18 protein-coding genes are annotated in these 16,462 nt (G+C 54.5%); 15 read left to right on the plus strand and 3 right to left on the minus strand.

Annotated elements, in window-relative coordinates; translation table 11 throughout:
• The first annotated feature begins 85 nt into the window (after positions 1–85).
• The 5 genes from ACLPGZ_RS12770 (at position 86) to ACLPGZ_RS12790 (ending at position 3,871) form a co-directional block, all read left to right on the plus strand.
• Positions 86–625, plus strand: coding sequence for a lipocalin family protein (locus tag ACLPGZ_RS12770; RefSeq protein ID WP_060185812.1), 540 nt, complete (start codon positions 86–88; stop codon positions 623–625).
• Positions 626–795: 170 nt separating this feature from the next.
• On the plus strand, positions 796–1,605 hold the full coding sequence (locus tag ACLPGZ_RS12775; RefSeq protein WP_026482714.1) for an ABC transporter substrate-binding protein: 810 nt from the start codon (positions 796–798) through the stop codon (positions 1,603–1,605).
• A 102-nt stretch (positions 1,606–1,707) separates the two neighbouring features.
• Positions 1,708–2,442, plus strand: a complete 735-nt coding sequence (locus ACLPGZ_RS12780; RefSeq protein ID WP_239055612.1) for an amino acid ABC transporter permease — start codon at positions 1,708–1,710, stop codon at positions 2,440–2,442.
• Positions 2,442–3,140 (plus strand): amino acid ABC transporter permease, encoded by a 699-nt coding sequence (locus ACLPGZ_RS12785; protein ID WP_035267749.1) that lies wholly within the window; start codon positions 2,442–2,444, stop codon positions 3,138–3,140. The genes ACLPGZ_RS12780 and ACLPGZ_RS12785 overlap by 1 nt, the downstream gene beginning before the upstream one ends.
• Positions 3,137–3,871 (plus strand): amino acid ABC transporter ATP-binding protein, encoded by a 735-nt coding sequence (locus tag ACLPGZ_RS12790; RefSeq protein ID WP_060185810.1) that lies wholly within the window; start codon positions 3,137–3,139, stop codon positions 3,869–3,871. Before ACLPGZ_RS12785 ends, ACLPGZ_RS12790 begins: the two co-directional genes overlap by 4 nt.
• A gap of 174 nt (positions 3,872–4,045) precedes the next feature.
• On the opposite strand, the gene ACLPGZ_RS12795 is transcribed toward ACLPGZ_RS12790, so the two are convergent.
• Both ACLPGZ_RS12795 and ACLPGZ_RS12800 read right to left on the minus strand, forming a co-directional pair.
• Positions 4,046–4,324 carry a hypothetical protein gene (locus ACLPGZ_RS12795; RefSeq protein ID WP_060185809.1) on the minus strand — a complete coding sequence of 93 codons (279 nt, stop codon included), beginning with the start codon at positions 4,322–4,324 and terminating at the stop codon, positions 4,046–4,048.
• Between the two features lie 95 nt (positions 4,325–4,419).
• Positions 4,420–6,123: a sigma-54-dependent Fis family transcriptional regulator gene (locus ACLPGZ_RS12800; RefSeq protein ID WP_060185808.1), complete on the minus strand. Its 1,704-nt coding sequence runs from the start codon at positions 6,121–6,123 to the stop codon at positions 4,420–4,422.
• A gap of 351 nt (positions 6,124–6,474) precedes the next feature.
• On the opposite strand from ACLPGZ_RS12800, the gene ACLPGZ_RS12805 reads away from it, so the two are divergent.
• The 6 genes from ACLPGZ_RS12805 to ACLPGZ_RS12830 all read left to right on the plus strand — a co-directional run bounded on the left by ACLPGZ_RS12805 (position 6,475) and on the right by ACLPGZ_RS12830 (position 11,079).
• Positions 6,475–6,747: a phenol hydroxylase subunit gene (locus ACLPGZ_RS12805; RefSeq protein ID WP_009454452.1), complete on the plus strand. Its 273-nt coding sequence runs from the start codon at positions 6,475–6,477 to the stop codon at positions 6,745–6,747.
• Positions 6,748–6,770: 23 nt separating this feature from the next.
• Positions 6,771–7,778 (plus strand): aromatic/alkene monooxygenase hydroxylase subunit beta, encoded by a 1,008-nt coding sequence (locus ACLPGZ_RS12810; RefSeq protein ID WP_009454450.1) that lies wholly within the window; start codon positions 6,771–6,773, stop codon positions 7,776–7,778.
• Positions 7,778–8,050 (plus strand): MmoB/DmpM family protein, encoded by a 273-nt coding sequence (locus ACLPGZ_RS12815; protein WP_003800437.1) that lies wholly within the window; start codon positions 7,778–7,780, stop codon positions 8,048–8,050. The genes ACLPGZ_RS12810 and ACLPGZ_RS12815 overlap by 1 nt, the downstream gene beginning before the upstream one ends.
• 18 nt (positions 8,051–8,068) lie before the next feature.
• Positions 8,069–9,574, plus strand: a complete 1,506-nt coding sequence (locus tag ACLPGZ_RS12820) for an aromatic/alkene/methane monooxygenase hydroxylase/oxygenase subunit alpha (protein WP_021446663.1) — start codon at positions 8,069–8,071, stop codon at positions 9,572–9,574.
• A 65-nt stretch (positions 9,575–9,639) separates the two neighbouring features.
• Entirely contained in the window at positions 9,640–10,002 is a 363-nt protein-coding gene (locus ACLPGZ_RS12825; RefSeq protein WP_035267737.1) for a phenol hydroxylase subunit P4, read from the plus strand.
• A gap of 15 nt (positions 10,003–10,017) precedes the next feature.
• Positions 10,018–11,079, plus strand: coding sequence for an NADH:ubiquinone reductase (Na(+)-transporting) subunit F (locus ACLPGZ_RS12830; RefSeq protein WP_035267734.1), 1,062 nt, complete (start codon positions 10,018–10,020; stop codon positions 11,077–11,079).
• A gap of 230 nt (positions 11,080–11,309) precedes the next feature.
• Here the strand turns inward: ACLPGZ_RS12830 and ACLPGZ_RS12835 are convergent, their stop codons facing one another.
• The gene (locus ACLPGZ_RS12835; protein WP_239055613.1) at positions 11,310–12,248 is read right to left on the minus strand and encodes a LysR family transcriptional regulator; all 939 of its coding nucleotides are present in this window, start codon (positions 12,246–12,248) and stop codon (positions 11,310–11,312) included.
• A gap of 453 nt (positions 12,249–12,701) precedes the next feature.
• Here ACLPGZ_RS12835 and ACLPGZ_RS12840 point away from each other — a divergent pair, with 453 nt between their 5' ends.
• The 4 genes from ACLPGZ_RS12840 to ACLPGZ_RS12855 all read left to right on the plus strand — a co-directional run bounded on the left by ACLPGZ_RS12840 (position 12,702) and on the right by ACLPGZ_RS12855 (position 16,404).
• On the plus strand, positions 12,702–14,054 hold the full coding sequence (locus tag ACLPGZ_RS12840; protein ID WP_239055614.1) for a Rieske 2Fe-2S domain-containing protein: 1,353 nt from the start codon (positions 12,702–12,704) through the stop codon (positions 14,052–14,054).
• Between the two features lie 3 nt (positions 14,055–14,057).
• Positions 14,058–14,546 (plus strand): benzoate 1,2-dioxygenase small subunit, encoded by a 489-nt coding sequence (benB, locus tag ACLPGZ_RS12845; RefSeq protein WP_009454444.1) that lies wholly within the window; start codon positions 14,058–14,060, stop codon positions 14,544–14,546.
• A 15-nt stretch (positions 14,547–14,561) separates the two neighbouring features.
• Positions 14,562–15,569 (plus strand): benzoate 1,2-dioxygenase electron transfer component BenC, encoded by a 1,008-nt coding sequence (gene benC, locus ACLPGZ_RS12850; RefSeq protein WP_060185803.1) that lies wholly within the window; start codon positions 14,562–14,564, stop codon positions 15,567–15,569.
• A gap of 64 nt (positions 15,570–15,633) precedes the next feature.
• Positions 15,634–16,404, plus strand: a complete 771-nt coding sequence (locus ACLPGZ_RS12855) for a 1,6-dihydroxycyclohexa-2,4-diene-1-carboxylate dehydrogenase (RefSeq protein ID WP_239055615.1) — start codon at positions 15,634–15,636, stop codon at positions 16,402–16,404.
• Positions 16,405–16,462: the final 58 nt, after the last annotated feature.

Here is a 16,462-nt window from a genome sequence, read left to right on the forward strand (position 1 = left end):
CGCTTGCTGCAAACTGGATCGGTCGATCTATCAAAGGACGATTCCAGACACTCGATCTTGGGTCACCTACAAGGAGAACTCCGTGATGAAAAGAATTCTTTTCCTGTCGCTGTCTGCGTTATTGGTCGCCTGCGCTTCTTCCAACGCCGATCTGGCGACCCAGGAAGATGTAGACCTGAGTAAGTACATGGGCACCTGGTACGAGCAGGCGCGTCTACCCAATAACTTTCAGCGTGAATGTGCCGGAGATGTGCAAGCTAATTACGTGATGGAAGCGGACAAGACGATTACTGTTACCAATCGTTGTCAGGGTACGGACGGTGAGGTGAAGCAAGCCATCGGGCAGGGGCGTTTGTCGACGAGTGTGGAGCCTGCTGATCCGGCGATACTGGAAGTGCGTTTTGCTCCGAAATGGCTGTCCTGGTTCCCTATGGTGTGGGGTGACTACTGGATCATGAAGCTGGAAGGGGATTACCAGTATTCTTTGGTCGGTACGCCGGATCGGAAATATCTCTGGGTCTTGTCCCGAGAAAAACAGGCTGATCCGCAGCTTGTCAGTGACTTGCTGGATTACGCGGCATCCCAGGGCTTTGCGGTCCAAAAGGTGATTTCCACCAAGCAGTAGCGTGCATTCGATGATCGATGCTTCTGCGCCTGCATAAAACAGCACATCCTCTTAGCGTTTTTAGTTATAAGCATGGGGAAATTTGATCGTTTTGAAGAGCTTGCGGCTGTGGTCGAATGGCACGACGGTATGTATCGGACGTGCCATTTTTTTATCGGAATGTTTTTACTATGAAGTCGTTTTTAAGCATTGCCGCGACCCTTACCCTGGCGTTGGTGGCTGGAGTGGCCCAGGCTGATCGTCTGGATGACATCAAGAAAACGGGTGTCTTGAAAGTAGCGTCTTTCGACAGCAATCCACCGTTTGGTTTTGTGGATCAGAAGTCCCGCCAGATCACCGGTCTGGATGTGGATTTTGCTCAGGCTCTGGCTGACAAGCTGGGCGTGAAGCTGGAAGTCTTGCCAACCAACCCGGCCAATCGTGTGCCGCTGTTGACGTCCAATAAAGTAGATCTGGTTTTGGCCAACTTCACCATCACGGAAGAGCGTGCCAAACAGGTAGATTTCAGCATTCCGTACTTTGCATCGGGCCAGCAGTTTCTGGCTAAAAAAGGCGTCTTGTCCTCGCCCGAGCAGTTGAACTCGCTGCGTATTGGTGTGGATAAAGGGACGGTCAATGAGATCGTTCTGCGTGAAAAATACCCCCAGGCCAAGCTGGTTGCCTATGACGATACCCCCTTTGCTTTTACCGCTTTGCGTAACGGCAATGTGCAGGCCATCACTCAGGATGGTCCCAAGCTGATTGGTTTGCTGGCCAATGTGCCGGACAAGGAAAACTATGAAATCCCGGCCTTCAGCATTTCCGAGGACTTGATCGGTATTGGTATCCCCAAAGGCGAGACAGCACTGAAATCCTTTGTGGATGAAACTTTGCTGGAGCTGGAAAGCCAGGGCAAGGCTCAAGCCATTTATGACGTCTGGTTTGGCCCTCAGTCCAAAACACCTCTGGAGCGCTTGTACCGCATCGGTCAGCAACAGTAAGTCATCACTTGCTTGCAGGCCAGCCTTGAGTGTTCAGGCTGGCCTTTTCCTGTTTGTGTTTTTAACAGCGGGATCACTTGATCCTGCTTTTTGGTGTTTGCTATGCCGTCTTCTGATTTCTGGCTGGCACCCCACTATGTGGGTTGGTTGCTGCAAGGGTTCTGGGTCACGATCCAGCTCTCTTTAGTTGTCTCTTTCGCTGCAACTGTTTTGGGTTTTCTGGTGTGTATTGCCAGGCTCTCGCCGTTTGCCTGGCTGGCCTGGCCGGTACGTGCTTGTCTGAGTCTGTTCCGTAATACGCCCTTGTTGGTGCAACTATTTTTCTGGTATTTCGGTGCCTCGGCATTGATGCCGCCGGAGCTGGTTCAATGGTTGAACTCCCAGCATGTCTTGCAACTGGTCTTGTTCGATGTGCATTGGCCCAGTTTCGAGATGCTGGCCGCCTTTGTAGGTTTGACGATCTACACCACGGCTTTTGTTGCAGAAGAATTTCGTTCTGGTGTGCGGGCAGTTCGCAAAGGGCAGTGGGCCGCAGCAGCCTCCTTGGGCATGTCTTCCATGCAGGTCTGGCGCTATGTGGTGATGCCGCAGGCCTTGCGCAATACCTTTCCCTCGCTGATCGGGCAGTACATGAATGTCATCAAGAACACCTCGTTGACCATGGCCATTGGCTTGGCAGAGCTGTCTTATGCGTCCCGTCAGGTGGAGACTGAAACTTTCAAGACCTTCCAGTCCTTTGGGATTGCAACGCTGTTGTATGTCTTGCTGGTCATGCTGGTTGAAGTGGGTGGGCAGTGGTTACAACGCCACCGTCTGCAAGTGCGAGGTGGGCTGTAATGAACTTCGATGTAATCCATGACAACCTGCTGTACTTCCTGGTGGGGGCGTATCCGCATGGCCCTTTAGGTGGGGCTGCGCTGACGCTCTTGCTTAGCGTGCTCTCGGCAAGCTTGTCGGCCGTTCTGGGGCTGGTTTTTGGTATAGCCCTGGTCTTGACGCGTGGCGTGGCGCATACCGCTTTGCTGCTGTTTCTGGGCTTTTTCCGCGCCATCCCTGTGATCATGCTGATTTTCTGGGTGTATTTTCTGCTGCCCATTCTGTTCAAGGTGGATGTGCCGGGTCTGTTTACCGTGGTCTGCGCCTTGTCCTTGATTGGTGGCGCCTATCTGGCGCACTCGGTATTTGCGGGTATCAGCAGCTTGCCCGCGGGGCAATGGCAAGCGGGCAAGGCCCTGGGCCTGAAAACTGCCCAAATCATGAAGTCCATCATCCTGCCGCAAGCTTTGCCGGTGATGCTGCCTTCTTTTATTAATCAGTGGGTTGCCTTGATCAAGGATACGTCGCTGGCCTACGTTATTGGCGTGGCGGAACTGTCTTTTGTGGCCACCCAGGTCAGCAACCGGGTTATGGTGCACCCCACTGAAATCTTCTTGTTTGTCGGGCTGATGTACTACGTGATCTGCGCAACGCTGGAGTTGATTGCGAATCGTGTGGCTCGACGTTATGACAAACATCTGCGACTGGATGGCAAATGATCCGTATCGATAGTGTTTCCAAGTGGTATGGCACGTTTCAGGTGCTCAAGAACTGCACGGCCCAGGTGGACCGTCAGGAAGTCGTGGTGGTGTGCGGGCCTTCGGGCTCGGGCAAGTCCACCTTGTTGAAAACCGTCAATGGTCTGGAACCGTTTCAGCAGGGCACGATTGTCGTGGATGGGATTTCTGTCGGTGATCCGGCAACGAATCTGCCCGACTTGCGCAGTCGGGTCGGGATGGTTTTTCAGAACTTCGAGCTGTTTCCGCATCTGAACGTCTTGGCCAATCTGACCTTGGCGCAGCGTAAAGTGCTGGGCAGGGAGCGGGACGAAGCGAATGATCGGGCCTTGCTGTACCTGGACAGGGTGGGCCTGAAAGCGCTGGCGGATCGTTATCCAGCCAGTTTGTCGGGCGGGCAGCAACAACGTGTCGCCATTGCGCGGGCCTTGTGCATGGATCCGGTCTGCATGTTGTTTGACGAGCCTACTTCGGCCCTGGATCCTGAAATGGTCAACGAGGTGCTGGACGTAATGGTTAGCTTGGCGGAAGAGGGGATGACCATGATGTGCGTGACCCATGAGATGGGCTTTGCCCGCAAGGTGGCGGATCGGATGGTTTTCATGGATCAGGGCCAGATTCTGGAAGACGTCTCCACGGATGTGTTTTTTGGTGATCTGGACGGTCGACCACAGCGAGTGCAAACCTTTTTGTCCAAGGAGCTGCGGCTGTAGCTTGTTTCTTTGTTTGGCAGCTAGGCTGATGATTGCCAAGCCATAGAGTCCGCATCTATAAAAAAAGCCCGCCTGTTGAAAAATTGGCGGGCTTTTTTACGGGCGAGTAAACCAAGCTTGATGAAACAGGGCGAATGACATGCTTGCCCGGCCTGGAGTGTGTCGCTATGTTGCTCAGGATTGCTGAGCAGGTGTGTCGAACGATTGCAGCAGAGATTCTGATGCCAGTACGGCACGGCGCGCCTGTTCGTGCTGATCATGCAGGGCCAAGTAACGTACTTCGGCCTCATCGCCTCGTGTTACATCCCCTTTGTATGACTGCGCTACGTAGTTTGCGTACCAGATGGACTCGGCTACGGTCATACCTACAAACACTTCATTGTCGTCCTGATCTTGAGACAGGGCGCGGATACCAGATAAATACGCCCGTTCACGGGGCTGAAATTCCAACATAAGACTCCTTAGATAAGCCCCCATTGTAGTAGGTGGGGAGAATCAAGCCAGAGTCACGCCGAACTGCCTGGAAAGAACACCCTGACTATGGCGCATCAAGCGGGCATGGCCACCTTCTTCAGCCGGTATGCCAAGGCAGGCCGTGTCAGTCCCAGCCTGCGCGCGGCTTCTGAAATATTCCCGTTCGTTTTCTTCAGTGTCAGCTGGATGATTTGTTCTTCCAGGTCGTCCAGGTTGAAGGGCGTTTCCAGCAGGTTCTCCAGATATTGCGTCTGGTTCGCGCTGAAACAGGACTCTTTCGCCATAAAGCCTTGCGTATTCAAACTGCTCAAATACTGCAAGGCACTTTTCTGTTGCGGGAACAGGTGGTGAGTTTCGATTTCGTGATTGTGCTCGGTCAGGATGACGCCACGTTCGATCATGTTTTCAAATTCGCGGATATTGCCTGGCCAGTCGTATTGCATCAGTAATTCACGGCTGCGGTCGCTCACTCCCAGCACGTGCTTTTTGTACATGCTGGAGTATTTGTTCAGAAAGTATTCGGTCAGCAGCGGAATGTCTTCTTTACGCTCGCGCAGCGGCGGAATGTGAATGGGAAAGACATTCAGGCGGTAGTACAGGTCGGCACGGAAGGTGCCTTTCTGTACGGCTTCGGCCAAATCCTCGTTAGTGGCCGCCACCACGCGCACGTCGATATGGCGAGTGTTCTCATCACCCACGCGTTCCAGTTCCTGTTCTTGCAATACACGCAGCAGGGCGGCTTGGGACCGTGGCGATAGCTCCACGATTTCATCCAGAAAGATGGTGCCGCTCTGGGCACGCTCAAAGCGTCCGGGGCGGGATTTATGTGCGCCGGTATAAGCGCCTTTCTCGACACCAAACAGCTCTGACTCAATCAGCTCCGGGGGAATGGATGCACAGTTCACTGCAACAAAGGGTTGATCAGCCCGGTCGCTGGCGGCGTGCAGGCCGCGTGCGAAAGCTTCTTTCCCTACGCCGGTTTCCCCCAGCAGCAGCACGGAGACTTTGCTTTGCGCCGCCTTTTCCAGCAGATGACAGGCGGCCTGGTAAGCGGCGGACTGACCAATGGAGTTGGGCAAGGTGAAGTTGGCGCTGGAGTGCTTGAACTCCTGTTCGCGCAACTTCACCAGCTCACATCGCAAGGCAAACAGTTCGTCCTGGACTGGATCGGGCAGCATGAAACGGTCAATCTCGGGGTCATCATCTTCCCATTCCTCGGCTGGCTTGCCCACGATCTTGCAGTGGCTATGGCCCATGGCGCCGCATTGGGTTTCTTTGTAAATGATGCTCTTACCCATATAGAAGCTGGTGTAGCCGCTGGCATAGCCCAGCAAGCTCCAACAGACCGGCTCGCTGGACTGGCCATGTTCTTTCTGGTGATTGCTGACTTCATAGGAGTCAAACCAGTCAAATTCGCCGTAGTACTGGCCTGCGTCGCGGTCAAAGGTCAGGGCGGTGGGCACGACTTTGACCATGCCGCGGATGGTGTGCATTTGCGGGCCGGCCAAAAAGGTCTCTTTCAGTGATAGGTCCGGGCGCACTTTTTGTGAGACCTCGGCATCTTTCATGCCCGCGTGGTAGCCAAAGCGCATCAGAAAGTATTTGGCGCGCTCGCTGCCTAAAGAGGCAATCAGTTCCTTGCGTAGCTGGCCAAAACCGCTGGCGTGCAGCAAGAGCATGCGCTGCTCGCCAAACCATATTTTGCCTTCCCGCGCATCAAAACGAATGGCGTCGATCAGGTCCTGACTTAATGGCAGTGTGAGTTCAGTAGCCCCCATGGCTGTCTCCATCCTGTGATTTCTTATTGTGGTTTTGAGTGTTCTAAAACCAGTATGCCGCCTGTCTTTCTAGTGACTCAAGGAAAACATAATAGTGTCCAGAGGACGGATAAAACGGATTTTGCTAAGGTTTTACCCTAACTCAGCATTTGATGAAAACGACGCTAAGCACTTGATCAAATGATCAATTTTCCTGCCGTCGCCCCTTCGCAGGCCGCATTCCTTCTAGTCCAGGTTTCACCTATCTCTTTAATCCTAAAGGGTTAAATCCTTCAAATTTAAAGTTGGCACGCGGTTTGCTATGAACAGGCTGTGGACACTCATGCAACAGCTTGATCAGGAGGAGAACAGATGTCAGACACGAGCTTGCCCACTTTGACAAAGTACGTACGCGTACGCAGTCCGGCCAACGCCCGTTTTGTGGAATTTGATTTTGCCATCGGCCAGCCGGACCTGTTTGTGGAACTGGTCATGCCCCCGGCGGCGTTCGAGCAGTTTTGCCTGCAGAACAATGTCCAGCCCATGAGCGATGAGCAAATGCGGGTCAATGACGAGAACGAAGAGAAATGGCGTTTTGGTTATGACACTTTGGTCGGCAACAGTCGTCAGGCTGAAGCCCAGTAGGTTTTATTCAGGAGAACAAGAGGATGACATTAGAAATTAAAACGGCCAGTTTGCAGCCCGTGCGGCAAACCTTTGCCAACGTGGCCCGCCGCTTTGGCGAAAAACCGGCCACGCGCTACCAGGAAGCCACATACGACGCCCAGGCGACGGCCAACTTCCATTACCGACCCCTGTGGATGCCGGACAAGACCCTGAACGACCCCACACACACCGCCATTCAAATGAAGGACTGGTATGTGTTCCGTGACCCTCGTCAGTTCTACTACGGTGCTTACGTGCAAAACCGTGCCCGCATGCAGGAATCGGCTGAAACCAATTACGGCTTTTTTGAAAAGCGGGAACTGGCCCAGTATCTGAGCGAGGACGTCAAAGCCAAGGTCACCCGCTTGCTGCTGCCTTTGCGTCACATCGAGCAAACCGCCAACCTGAATTTCATGTCCGGCTCGGCTTACGGGTATGGCACCACCATTACCCAAGCCTGTCTCTATGCCGGGATGGACTCGCTGGGTATGGCGCAATACGTCTCCCGTATTGGGCTGCTGATTGATGGCAATAGCGCCGATTCCCTGAGCCAAGCCAAAGAGGCCTGGATGCAGGATGCGGCCTGGCAAGGTCTGCGCGCCTTGTGCGAAAAAACGCTGGTCCAGAAAGACTGGTTTGAACTGCTGTTGGTGCAGTCCTTGCTGATCAATACCGTGGTGCATCAAGTGGTGTATCAGGGTCTGGTCGCGGATCTGGCCAAGGAAGGCGGCCGCGATCTGGATATGCTGCTGGAGTTCATGCTGGAGTGCCATAAAGACCTGTCCAACTGGAGCGATAGCGTCTTCAAGATCGCGGCGGCTGAAAGTGAGGAAAACAAGCAGCAACTGCAAAGCTGGCTGAATCAGTGGCTGCCACAAGTGCAAGCCGCCTTCATGCCGTACATCCAGGCTGCCTTTGCCGACCAGGCGGATCAGGTCTGGGAGCAAGCGCAGGAAACCATTGCCAAACGCGTCACGAAAGCAGGCTTGAGCCTGGGTGGAGAAGCCTGATGACATCCAAGGTTTATATCGGTCTGCAAGACAACGACATGTCGCGCTACATCGTCGAGGCCATCGAAGAAGACAACCCGGACGCCACGGTGATTTATCAGCCAGCCATGATTCGCATTGAGTGCGTGGGCCAGCTGACCGTCAAGCGCGAGACCGTGGAAGAAAAGTATGGGCAGCAGTGGGACATGCAGGAGCTGCATCTGAATCTGATCACCTTGGGTGGCAACGTGGATGAAGATGAAGACCGCTTGTTTTTGCACTGGAACAGCTAAATCAGAAAAGGGGGCAACATGGCCACGAAAAAACTAAATATCAAAGACAAATATCGCTATCTGACTCGTGATCTGGACTGGGAATTCAGCTACCAGGATCGTAAGGACGCCTTCCCCTACGAGGAGTTTGAGGGCATCAAGATTACCGATTGGTCCAAATGGGAAGATCCGTTCCGTCTGACAATGGACGCGTACTGGAAATACCAGGCCGAAAAAGAAAAGAAGCTGTACGCCATTTTTGATGCCTTCGCGCAGAACAATGGCCAGATGAATATTTCCGACCCGCGTTACTTGAACGCGATCAAGGTGTTTCTGACCGCGGTGACCCCGCTGGAATACCAGGCTTACCAGGGCTACTCCCATGTGGGCCGTCAATTCAGCGGCATCGGTGCACGTATTGCGTGCCAGATGCAGTCGATTGACGAGCTGCGTCACGTCCAGACGCAGGTTCACGCCATGAGCCACTACAACAAGTTTTTCAATGGCTTCCAGGACTGGAGCCATATGCACGACCGTGTCTGGTACCTGTCCGTGCCCAAGTCCTTCTTTGAAGATGCCCGCGCTGCTGGCCCCTTCGAATTCCTGCTGGCGATCAGCTTCTCCTTCGAGTACGTGCTGACCAACCTGCTGTTCGTGCCCTTCATGTCGGGTGCAGCCTACAACGGCGACATGGCCACGGTGACTTTCGGTTTCAGCTCGCAGTCTGACGAAGCACGCCACATGACGCTGGGCCTGGAAGTGATCAAGTTCCTGCTGGAGCAGCACGAGGACAACGTGCCTATCGTTCAGCAGTGGATCGACAAATGGTTCTGGCGCGGCACCCGCCTGCTGTCCGTGGTCGGCATGATGATGGACTACATGCTGCCCAACAAGGTCATGTCCTGGAAAGAAGCCTGGGAGGTCTATTTCGAACAGGCTGGTGGTGCACTGTTCAAGGATCTGGCCCGCTACGGCATCCGCATGCCCAAGTACAGCGAAGTGATCGAAAAAGAGAAAGAGCACATCTCGCACCAGGCCTGGTGGATCTTCTACAACTTCGGTCACGCTGCCGGTTTCCACACCTGGATCCCCAGCGACGAGGAACTGGATTGGTTGAGCGCCAAGTACCCCGATACCTTCGACAAGTACTACCGCCCACGCTGGGAAATGGCCAAGAAGATGGAAGCCGAAGGCAAGCGCTTTTACTCCAGCGGTCTGCCGCAGCTGTGCCAGGTATGTCAGGTGCCCATGACCTTTACCGACATGGAAAAACCCGACGAAATTACCTACCGTCAAAGCCAGTACAAGGGCGAGCGCTATCACACCTGCTCGGACGGCTGCCGCGACATTTTCGAGCACGAGCCCGAAAAGTACATCCAGGCCTGGCTGCCAGTGAACCAGATCCTGCAAGGTGGCTGCGGTGGCCCCGAGCTGGAGAAGATCCTGAGCGACTACTACCAGCTGAACGTGGGTGTCGACAATATGGACTTCAAGGGCTCGGTGGACGAGGCACGCTGGAACGAATGGAAAGGAGTGACGGCCTAGTCACACGAGAAAAAGGGCAGTGCCTCGGTGAGCACTGCCACTACCTATAAAAATTGGAGATCAATATGGCAGTTACTGCAATTACCCCGGACTACCAAGGCTATGCGCGCGACCAGCAGTCGCACTATGGCGACAGCATGTTGCTGTATATCGGCTGGGATGAGCACCTTTTGTTCTGCTCGGCCAAGGCCTTTCTGGTTCAGCCCGACATGACCGTGTCCCAGATGATCCAGCAACTGTTGCCTGCCGGCTTTGCCCAGCATCCTGACTTTGAGCAGATCGAATGGAGCAAGGTGCAATGGAATTTGAATGGCGAGGCGGTTGAACTGAATCCTGACGACACCCTGGGTTCCAAGGGCTTTGATCACAAATCCTTGTTGCGTTTCAAGACCCCGGGCCTGAATGGCTACAAGGGTACGGGCGTATAAGAGGCGGAGGCAGCAATGACGTATCAGGTAACCGTAGAACCCACAGGTGATGTGGTAGAGGTGGAAGATGGACAAACCTTGTTGGACGCTGCGTTGCGACAAGGGGTTTGGTTGCCTTTTGCCTGTGGACATGGCACGTGTGGCACCTGCAAGGTGCAGGTGCTGGAAGGCTATGCAGACGCAGGCGATGCGTCCAGCTTTGCCCTGATGGATTCGGAGCGGGACGAAGGCAAGCTGCTGGCTTGCTGCTGTCTGCCCGAATCCGATATGGTCATCGAGGCCGACGTGGATGTGGACCCGGATTTCCAGGGCCTGCCTGTCGAGGATTATCAGGGCAAGGTCGTCCTGATTGAAGACTTGTCGCCCACGATCAAGCACATCCGTCTGGAGCTGGATCGTCCGATGGCGTTTCAGGCCGGGCAGTACATCAACCTGCATGTGCCGTCAATCGACAGCACCCGTGCTTTCTCCATTGCGAATCCGCCGTCCATGAGCGGCATTATTGATTTGCATGTACGTAAGGTAGAAGGGGGCGCCGGCACGACCTGGCTTCATGATGAACTGCAAGTGGGGCAGTCTCTGGATGTGTCTGGCCCTTATGGTCAGTTCTTTGTGCGCAAGTCCGACCCGCAAGGCGCCATTTTTATCGCGGGTGGCTCGGGCCTGTCCAGCCCCGAATCCATGATTATGGACTTGCTGGAAGAGGGCGATACCCGTCCTATTTATCTGTTCCAGGGTGCGCGCAATAAAGCCGAGCTGTATCATGCGGATCATTTCTATCAACTGGCCGAAAAGCACGACAATTTCCACTACATTCCGGCCTTGAATGCGCCTTTGCCGGATGATGCCTGGGAAGGCTTTGTGGGCTTTGTGCATGAAGCCGTGGGGCAGTTCTTTGAGCAGCGTTGCTCGGGTAACAAGGCCTACTTGTGTGGCCCGCCCCCTATGATTGAAGCGGCCATTTCCACTTTGATGCAAAGTCGCCTCTTCGAGCGCGATATTCACATGGAACAGTTCCTGACAGCCGCAGATGGTGCTACTGGCAAGGTGCGTTCGGCGTTGTTCAAGCGCATCTAAGCGGTTTTAACTGACTGCCGAGCAGACCTTTTTTCAGTGAAAAGGTCTGCGGCTGGTGGTCGTGAACGCCGCATCTATCTGGCCTTGCAAGAAGCGTTAACGACGCTTTGCAGGGCCTTTTTGTATTAGTCGGTGACAGCTTTGCCGTCTGACCGTATCAGCGCAAGCAGGTGAGGCAGAAGGTTTCGCTGCAAGCCTGAGCAGGCCAGTTGCTCATAGGCTTGCAGCCATCAACAGGGTGGCGGCCCGTTACTCAAGGCGCTGTGTCCCGGAGTCAGCCAGGGCGGTTTCTCCGCATACATTTCCTCAATAAAGGCATGCATCTGGGCGATGTACCAGGAGTTGTCGTTTTTCCTGTGGCTGAAAATAATGGGCGAAGTCACTTTCTCGTCGTCAATCAGCCGGTAGACCAGATCACTGCGTATCTGTGCGGCTGAAGGAATCAGGCACAAGCCCACGCCGCCCGCGACCAGTCCCATGGCCGTCTGCAATTCCAGTACTTCATGCACTTCGGTGGGAAAGATGGCGTTGTCATGCAGGATATTTAGCACATGATCGGCAAAGCTGGGGCGTGGGGACTTGGGATACACAATAAAGGCGTGATCGGCGATGACCTGCAAGGACACCGGCCCCCGATCCTTGGCCAAGTCAATTTTCGGCGGAATTGCCAGCACCAGGCGCTCTTCACGCAAGACAGTACGGCACACTGCGCTGTCATGAATACGCACACGTCCAAAGGCAATATCAATGCGTCCGGCGCGCAAGGCGGCGATCTGCTGGCTGCTGGTGAGTTCCAGAAAGTGAAAGCGGATATCCGGGTAGGCGTGGCGGAACTTCTGGATCAGGATGGGCAGGCCACCGTACAAGGTGGAGGCCACAAAGCCAATCGACAATTGCGGGCGCTGGTTCAGGCCGACTTCGGTGGTCGCCGCTTTCATGACCTCCACACGATTAAGCAATTGCAGGGATTGCTCGAAAAAAATGCGGCCCGCTTCGGTTAGCTGCAGGGGGCGGCTCTCCCGTGACAGCAGCAAAACATTGAGCTCTTGTTCCAGCAACTGAATCTGTCTGCTGAGTGCAGGTTGGGCAATGTGCAACTGCTCGGCAGCGCGAGTGAAATTGCGCGCTTTGGCGACCGCAACAAAGTAGCGGATTTGTTTCAAGTCCATATGCTTTGCCCGTGGTCCAGGTCCAGAAAATCCGGACCAATATATCACCTATCTCGACCATCCAAGCTTCAAGCATATACCTGACAAGCTCTAGGGTTAACGATAGGTTTTGTTTTTCATGCCCTGCAAACTACTGATTTTATTGGGAAAAAAACAAACTATAGCATTTTGCTATAGAGCGGGACCGATATTGTATTGGAAGCCTGCTGGAGCAAAGACTGTAATGAACGTCATGCAGAACAGCCCCGAATTTCCTTGCGAAAGTGGGCTGGGCAATATCGGCCCGACGGTGTCCCTATCGGGTTTGATTCAGGCTCAAGGCTAAGCCAGCAATACGCTGCCACGAGTCAGTCCGGTCTCAATCCGGAGCGATTTTTCTTTTCTATCACGCGTACTTGCTATGCCTTCATGGGCATGGGCAGGGACGGCTGCAACTCTCATAAAGGCCACATTATGTCAGTCCTTATGGATAAAACCAACGATATCAGGCACTTGCTTGATACCGCCCTGGAAGAAAACCAAGAAACAGGCGTGTATCGCTGCCGTCGTGACATCTTCACGAATCCGGATCTGTTCGAGCTGGAGATGAAGCATATTTTTGAAGGCAATTGGGTCTACCTGGCGCATGAAAGCCAGCTGCCCAATGTGAATGATTACTTCACTACCTATATTGGTCGTCAACCCGTGTTTTTGACGCGTGGTAAAGACGGTGGCTTGAATGCCTTTATCAATGCCTGTGCTCACCGCGGCGCCATGTTGTGCCGCCGCAAGCATGGCAATAAGGGCAGCTTTACCTGTCCTTTCCATGGCTGGACCTTCAATAACGCGGGCAAGCTGCTCAAGGTCAAGGACGAGAAAAACACCCAGTATCCCGAGCAGTTCAATACCGAAGGCTCGCATGACTTGAAGCGTGTCGCGCGCTTTGAGAATTATCGCGGCTTCCTGTTTGGCAGCCTGAACCCGGATGTGGTGTCTCTGGACGAGTATCTGGGTGAAACCAAAGTCATCATCGATCAGATCGTGGATCAAGCCCCTGAAGGTCTGGAAGTGCTGCGTGGCAATTCTTCCTATATCTACGACGGCAACTGGAAGCTGCAGATGGAAAACGGGGCCGACGGCTACCACGTCAGCAGCGTGCACTGGAACTATTCTGCCACGATGGGTCGTCGCAAAGAGGGCGGCACGCAAGCGGTGGATGCGAACGGCTGGAGCAAGAGCCTGGGTGGCGTGTATGGCTTTGATTACGGTCATATCTTGCTGTGGACCAAAACCATGAATCCAACCGTGCGTCCGGTCTACGAGCATCGCGAGGAGCTGAAGCAGCGTTTGGGCGAGGACCGTGCCGAGTTCATCGTGAATCAGACTCGCAATCTGTGCCTGTACCCGAATGTGTATCTGATGGATCAGTTCTCTACCCAGATTCGGGTAACGCGTCCTATCAGTGTGGACAAGACTGAAGTCACGATCTACTGCTTTGGTCCCAAAGGGGAAAGCGCTGAGCAGCGTGCCATCCGTATCCGTCAATACGAAGACTTTTTCAATGTGTCCGGCATGGGAACGGCAGACGATCTGGAGGAGTTCCGCGCCTGTCAGGAAGGCTATGCGGGTATTGCGGCGCCCTGGAATGATTTGAGCCGAGGTGCGCCTTTGTGGGTGCACGGGCCGGACGAGAATGCCAAAGCCATGGGCATGAAGCCCTTGATCAGTGGCGGGCGTAGTGAAGATGAAGGCTTGTTTGTCTGCCAGCACGAGTACTGGGCCAAGACCATGAGCCAGGCGTTAAAAGTAGAAAACGGGGAGGCCTAAGCCATGAACGCAACGTATCACTCTATTTGCGCTTTCCTGTATCGCGAAGCCCGCTTGCTGGATGACCGTCAGTGGGATGAATGGCTGGAATGCTATAGCCCCAACGCCCAGTACTGGATGCCTTGCTGGGATGATGATGATCAGTTGACCGAAGATCCGCATAGTGAGATTTCCTTGATCTTCTATCCCAACCGTAACGGTCTGGAGGATCGGGTGTTCCGCATCAAGACTGAGCGCTCCGGTGCCTCCACACCCGAGCCACGTACCGCTCACATGCTCAGCAATATCGAGATTCTGGCCGAGCGCGATGGGCAGGTGGACGTCCGCTACAACTTTTTGACGCTTAACCATCGCTACCGGGTGACGGATCAGTTCTTCGGCACGATTTACCTGACCTTGTCGCCTCAGGAGCAGGGCTGGTTGATCGAGCAAAAAAAGGTAGTGCTCAAGAACGACTACATCCGTCAAGTGATTGATGTGTATCACATTTAAAGTCGGGGGCTAGCCGTGAACAGCTATCGTATTGCGCTGAATTTTGAGGACGGTGTCACCCGTTTCGTGGATTGTGGTGAACACGAGAAAGTGCTAGATGCCGCGTATCGCCATCAGATCAATCTGCCCATGGATTGCTCGGACGGGGTGTGCGGCACCTGTAAATGTCAGGCCGAAAGTGGTCAGTATGAGCAGGGCGACGATTATATCGAGGACGCCCTGACGCAAGAGGAGGCGGACAAGGGTTTGGTTTTGACCTGCCAGATGATTCCCAAGTCGGACTGCGTGATTGCCGTGCCGATTTCATCGGGTGTGTGCAAGACGGCCGTGGCCAAGTGGCAGGGGCAAGTGTCGGAATGCCGTCAGTATGAGGATGCGGCGTACGAGCTGAAGATTGATGCGGCCGATGAAGCTTTGCCTTTTCTGCCTGGGCAGTACGTGAACATTACGGTGCCCGGCGGGCAGGCGCATCGTTCCTATTCCTTCAGCTCTGCACCGGGCGAGTCGCGCTTGAGCTTCTTGATCAAGCAGGTTCCGGGCGGTCTGATGAGCTCCTGGCTGGCGGCGCAGCCGCTCGGTCAGCAGGTGGAAATGACAGGGCCTTTGGGCAGTTTTTATCTGCGGCAGGTGAGGCGCCCCTTATTGTTCCTGGCCGGCGGCACGGGTCTGGCTCCGTTCTTGTCCATGCTGGAAGTCCTGGTCAAGCAAGGCTGTACGCAGCCTGTGCATCTGGTCTATGGCGTCACCCGTGATCAGGATCTGGTGATGCTGGCAGAGTTGGAGTCCTTTACCCAGCGTTTGCCCGGCTTTAGCTACACCACCTGCGTGGTGGACCCGCAATCCAGCCACGAGCGCAAAGGCTACGTGACCCAGCATCTGGATCCGGCGCATTGGCATGAAGGGCAGGTGGATGTGTACCTGTGCGGGCCGCCACCCATGGTGGATGCCGTCAGCCAGTTCATTGATGCGCAAGCCCATGCTCCCGCGAATTTCTATTACGAAAAATTCATCACCAGCCAATAAATGTATTCAGACAGCGCCCCTTTGCGGGGCGCCCTGTGTTGGATGACTCCTACAAGGAAAGATCATGATTGCGCCTGTGCGTTTTCATCAAAAAGTGGCCATTGTGACGGGCGCGGCCCAAGGCATTGGCCGTCGTGTTGCCGAGCGCTTGCAGGCTGAAGGAGCCTGGGTACTGGCCGTAGACCGATCCGAGCTGGTGCGGGAACTGGCCAGCGAGGCGGTCCTGACACTGGAAGTGGATCTGGAAACCGTTGAAGGTGCTCAGGCTGCGGCCCAGGCGGCGCTGGATAAATGGGGACGTATTGATATTTTGATCAATAACGTCGGGGGAACGATCTGGACGCGCCCTTACGAGCACTACACACCGGCACAGATCGAGGCCGAGATACGCCGTTCCCTGTTTCCAACCCTGTGGTCCTGTCATGCCGTTTTACCCAGCATGCAGGAGCAGGGTAGTGGTGCCATTGTGAACGTGTCCTCGATTGCCACTCGCAGCATTAACCGCGTGCCGTATGCAGCGGCTAAAGGGGGCGTTAATGCCTTGACCGCCTCATTGGCTTTTGAGAATGCCCAGCGCGGCATTCGGGTTAATGCTGTCTCGCCTGGCGGGACCGAGGCTCCGCCACGGCGTATTCCCCGCAATACCCAGAACCAGGACGATCCCCAAGAAGCGATCTGGTATCAGCAGATTGTGGATCAGACCGTGGCCAGCAGTTTGATGAAGCGTTACGGGAGCCTGGATGAACAGGCCGCCAGCATTTTGTTTTTGGCCTCGGATGAGGCGTCGTATATCACCGGCACTGTCTTGCCAGTAGGAGGCGGCGACCAGGGCTGATCAAACGATGCAGGCGGCTTGTAGAGCGAAGGGCATCAAGACAAAAAAACTCCATTTG

Origin of the sequence: Alcaligenes sp. Me129, assembly GCF_050487245.1 — a bacterium.
Taxonomy (GTDB): domain Bacteria; phylum Pseudomonadota; class Gammaproteobacteria; order Burkholderiales; family Burkholderiaceae_B; genus Alcaligenes; species Alcaligenes phenolicus.

Excerpts from the sequence above, each read along its gene's own strand:
- ACLPGZ_RS12770 (WP_060185812.1), top strand. The coding sequence starts at position 86 with ATGAAAAGAATTCTTTTCCTGTCGCTGTCTGCGTTATTGGTCGCCTGC.
- ACLPGZ_RS12775 (WP_026482714.1), top strand. The coding sequence starts at position 796 with ATGAAGTCGTTTTTAAGCATTGCCGCGACCCTTACCCTGGCGTTGGTG.
- ACLPGZ_RS12780 (WP_239055612.1), top strand. The coding sequence starts at position 1,708 with ATGCCGTCTTCTGATTTCTGGCTGGCACCCCACTATGTGGGTTGGTTG.
- ACLPGZ_RS12785 (WP_035267749.1), top strand. The coding sequence starts at position 2,442 with ATGAACTTCGATGTAATCCATGACAACCTGCTGTACTTCCTGGTGGGG.
- ACLPGZ_RS12790 (WP_060185810.1), top strand. The coding sequence starts at position 3,137 with ATGATCCGTATCGATAGTGTTTCCAAGTGGTATGGCACGTTTCAGGTG.
- ACLPGZ_RS12795 (WP_060185809.1), bottom strand. The coding sequence starts at position 4,324 with ATGTTGGAATTTCAGCCCCGTGAACGGGCGTATTTATCTGGTATCCGC.
- ACLPGZ_RS12800 (WP_060185808.1), bottom strand. The coding sequence starts at position 6,123 with ATGGGGGCTACTGAACTCACACTGCCATTAAGTCAGGACCTGATCGAC.
- ACLPGZ_RS12805 (WP_009454452.1), top strand. The coding sequence starts at position 6,475 with ATGTCAGACACGAGCTTGCCCACTTTGACAAAGTACGTACGCGTACGC.
- ACLPGZ_RS12810 (WP_009454450.1), top strand. The coding sequence starts at position 6,771 with ATGACATTAGAAATTAAAACGGCCAGTTTGCAGCCCGTGCGGCAAACC.
- ACLPGZ_RS12815 (WP_003800437.1), top strand. The coding sequence starts at position 7,778 with ATGACATCCAAGGTTTATATCGGTCTGCAAGACAACGACATGTCGCGC.
- ACLPGZ_RS12820 (WP_021446663.1), top strand. The coding sequence starts at position 8,069 with ATGGCCACGAAAAAACTAAATATCAAAGACAAATATCGCTATCTGACT.
- ACLPGZ_RS12825 (WP_035267737.1), top strand. The coding sequence starts at position 9,640 with ATGGCAGTTACTGCAATTACCCCGGACTACCAAGGCTATGCGCGCGAC.
- ACLPGZ_RS12830 (WP_035267734.1), top strand. The coding sequence starts at position 10,018 with ATGACGTATCAGGTAACCGTAGAACCCACAGGTGATGTGGTAGAGGTG.
- ACLPGZ_RS12835 (WP_239055613.1), bottom strand. The coding sequence starts at position 12,248 with ATGGACTTGAAACAAATCCGCTACTTTGTTGCGGTCGCCAAAGCGCGC.
- ACLPGZ_RS12840 (WP_239055614.1), top strand. The coding sequence starts at position 12,702 with ATGTCAGTCCTTATGGATAAAACCAACGATATCAGGCACTTGCTTGAT.
- benB (WP_009454444.1), top strand. The coding sequence starts at position 14,058 with ATGAACGCAACGTATCACTCTATTTGCGCTTTCCTGTATCGCGAAGCC.
- ACLPGZ_RS12855 (WP_239055615.1), top strand. The coding sequence starts at position 15,634 with ATGATTGCGCCTGTGCGTTTTCATCAAAAAGTGGCCATTGTGACGGGC.